Genomic DNA, 2,366 nt, shown 5'->3' on the forward strand with positions numbered 1-2,366 from the left:
TTGAGGGCGCCGATGCCCGGGATGGTCGTCAGCCGACGCGCGTTCTCTTGAGTGCGCGCCTGTTCGGCGAACTCGGCATCCAGCACGGTGATACGCCGGTCAAGGCCCTGCCACCGCTCGTGCACCTCAACCACGAGGGTGCGCATGTGCGGTGTGAGCGAGGAGCCCGCCTCCGTGTCGAGTCAGGCGGTTAGACAGGCGGCCAGCTTGGCCCACCTGTGCGCGACGACATGGCCGCGCTCCAGGAAGACGGCGCGGACTTGGTTCATCAGCGCCGTTCGCTAGCCTACGAGTTGCTCGCGGACCCGATGCAGGGTCTGCACGTCAGTTGCGCCTCGAACTCGAGCGCCATGAACCGCATCGTCGAGCGGGTCGCCGCCTCGGCGATGGCTTCGGCGTTGCGGTCGTCGTTCTTCTGCGCCTTGACGTACGGGCGTACGATCTCTACGGGCAAAGGAAGACCCTCTCCAATCTCTTCGTGCGCTGGACGGCCAAGTGGGTCAGGGTCAGCTGGTTGAGACCCTCGCCCGAGCCGGCGGGCCGTCTTCTTACGTGCTGATTCATCCCACCGCTGTGAAGGCCCACCGGTGCGCCGCAGAGGGCAGAGTGGCTGATACAGCCAAGCCATCGGTCGTTCGCGGGGCGGGCGTACGACAAAGATCCACGCCCTCACCGACTGCTTCTGCCGCCCGCTCGCCTTCCTGCTGACCGGTGGGCAGGCCCCCGACTGCAAGGCCGGCGCGCTGCTGCTCGATCGCCTACCCGCTGCCGCATCGTGTTGACGGATAAGGGCTACGACAGCGACGTCATTTGGCGACAGATCGAGGCAGCCAGAGCCGCGCCCAAAACCAACCGCCGGTAGAGGCTGTGCTTCTCCCATGTACTCTATCGCGGACGTTACGCCATTGAGCGTATGTTCGGCCCTCTCAAGGATTTTCGCCGCATCGCCACCCGCTACGACCGTCTAGCAATCCACTATGTCGCCCCCGTCTGCCTCGCCGCCACCGTCAGCTACTGATTATGAGTCCGGAGGGTAACTGATCGTCTCAATCAGCTTAGTTCGAAGCAAGCGGGTCAGGTCTGGTCGGGTCACCGGGGGAAATGCCCGAAACACTAATTTAGCGAGATACGACCAAACTTATCTTCAAAGACTCAGAGTATCTTCCTAAATGAAATGCATAGCTGGCTGCCGCATGTCCTTCTGATATGGGTAAAAATGGAATATTCGCCATCATATACCTTAGCTTAGAAAATATAACGTTTCTTTTGAGACGAATTTTACTTGGGATCACGTGTCCTCTTTTCGGTGCATTGTAGATCGTTGTAGCTCCCAAAGCATGATAATACTTGATAACGTATTTTTTAGTCTGTCGACTTTTGGGTATCATATGTTGCACTTCAGCGCCTTGCACCCATCTTCCTTCACCGCCATCGAGCTCCAATATCCTCTGGATCGAGTCTTCCTCTTCCGAAAAATAACCATTAATCGATCCAGCTCCAAGCTCGGGATCGTAAAGGCAAGCTTTCTGCAAATCTGCCCTAACGCAATAGTTTGCTCCGAACGGCCGTACAGTTCTGTTAGCGGCATCAAAACAACCAGAATTTTGAAAATTCCGCCGCGCCAACAGAAACTCAAAAGCCTTAATATTATCAGCGAACCACTTATCGCCCCCGGCCTCTAAGACAGGAGTAATGTTCCCGCCAAAAACCGGAGTTTCAGCAAAAGACTTTATTTGCTCATAGTATGACTTAAGCCAATCTTTACATACAATCACATCATCATCCGTCCATAGAATATGTGAACCTCTTGCTGCTAACACTCCAGCATTTCGCGCCCTCGAAAGACCGCGGCCTCGCTCAAAAACGTACCTAATCGGAAGATCATTGATGCTATCGCTTATTACCTTAGCCGTTTCGTCCACGCTGTTATTATCTACTAATATTAGCTCCCAATTGATTGATGAGATGACTTCCATCTTTTTCATGCTGTTTAGTAGATTCCGAAGTTGATCGCTTCGATCTTTTGTGCACACAATGACAGATAGAAAAATCTTATCGAGTTTATTCAATTTTTTATCCTCCATCTAAACCAATTTACACGATAGGATTTTAGCACTTCTGTCAATTATATGACTTGTAGCTGTGTCAGATATTATAATATTACTGATATTGCCTTGTGCGCGGATTACCACGATGATATGCGAAAGACAAGGCGAAGAATTATGGTACTTGCTCAGATTAAGAGCGCCTAACAAAACCATCGTTCGATGAAGCGCCAAACGATGAGGGCGGCCGCCAGGGTCGAGAAGGCCAGATGGATGTCGGCCCGTCGTTCGTAGCGGATGGCAAGGCGGCGGAACTGGGCG

The 2,366-nt window shown here is 53.3% G+C and carries 1 protein-coding gene and 3 pseudogenes; 1 reads left to right on the forward strand and 3 read right to left on the reverse strand.

All coding sequences use genetic code 11. The annotated features are described in order from the left end of the window. Positions 1-445: pseudogene (locus tag AAHF99_RS27060) on the reverse strand (IS110 family transposase); the annotation flags it as partial. On the opposite strand from AAHF99_RS27060, the pseudogene AAHF99_RS27065 reads away from it, so the two are divergent. Continuing rightward, positions 329-1,018: pseudogene (locus AAHF99_RS27065) on the forward strand (IS5 family transposase). The pseudogenes AAHF99_RS27060 and AAHF99_RS27065 overlap by 117 nt on opposite strands. Positions 1,019-1,118: 100 nt before the next feature. Here the strand turns inward: AAHF99_RS27065 and AAHF99_RS27070 are convergent. Next, positions 1,119-2,069 (reverse strand): glycosyltransferase, encoded by a 951-nt coding sequence (locus AAHF99_RS27070; protein ID WP_342167415.1) that lies wholly within the window; start codon positions 2,067-2,069, stop codon positions 1,119-1,121. Between the two features lie 179 nt (positions 2,070-2,248). After that, positions 2,249-2,366 (reverse strand): annotated as a pseudogene (locus tag AAHF99_RS27075) (IS5/IS1182 family transposase); the annotation flags it as partial.

The organism is Methylobacterium litchii, assembly GCF_038442315.1.
Taxonomy (GTDB): Bacteria; Pseudomonadota; Alphaproteobacteria; order Rhizobiales; family Beijerinckiaceae; genus Methylobacterium; species Methylobacterium litchii.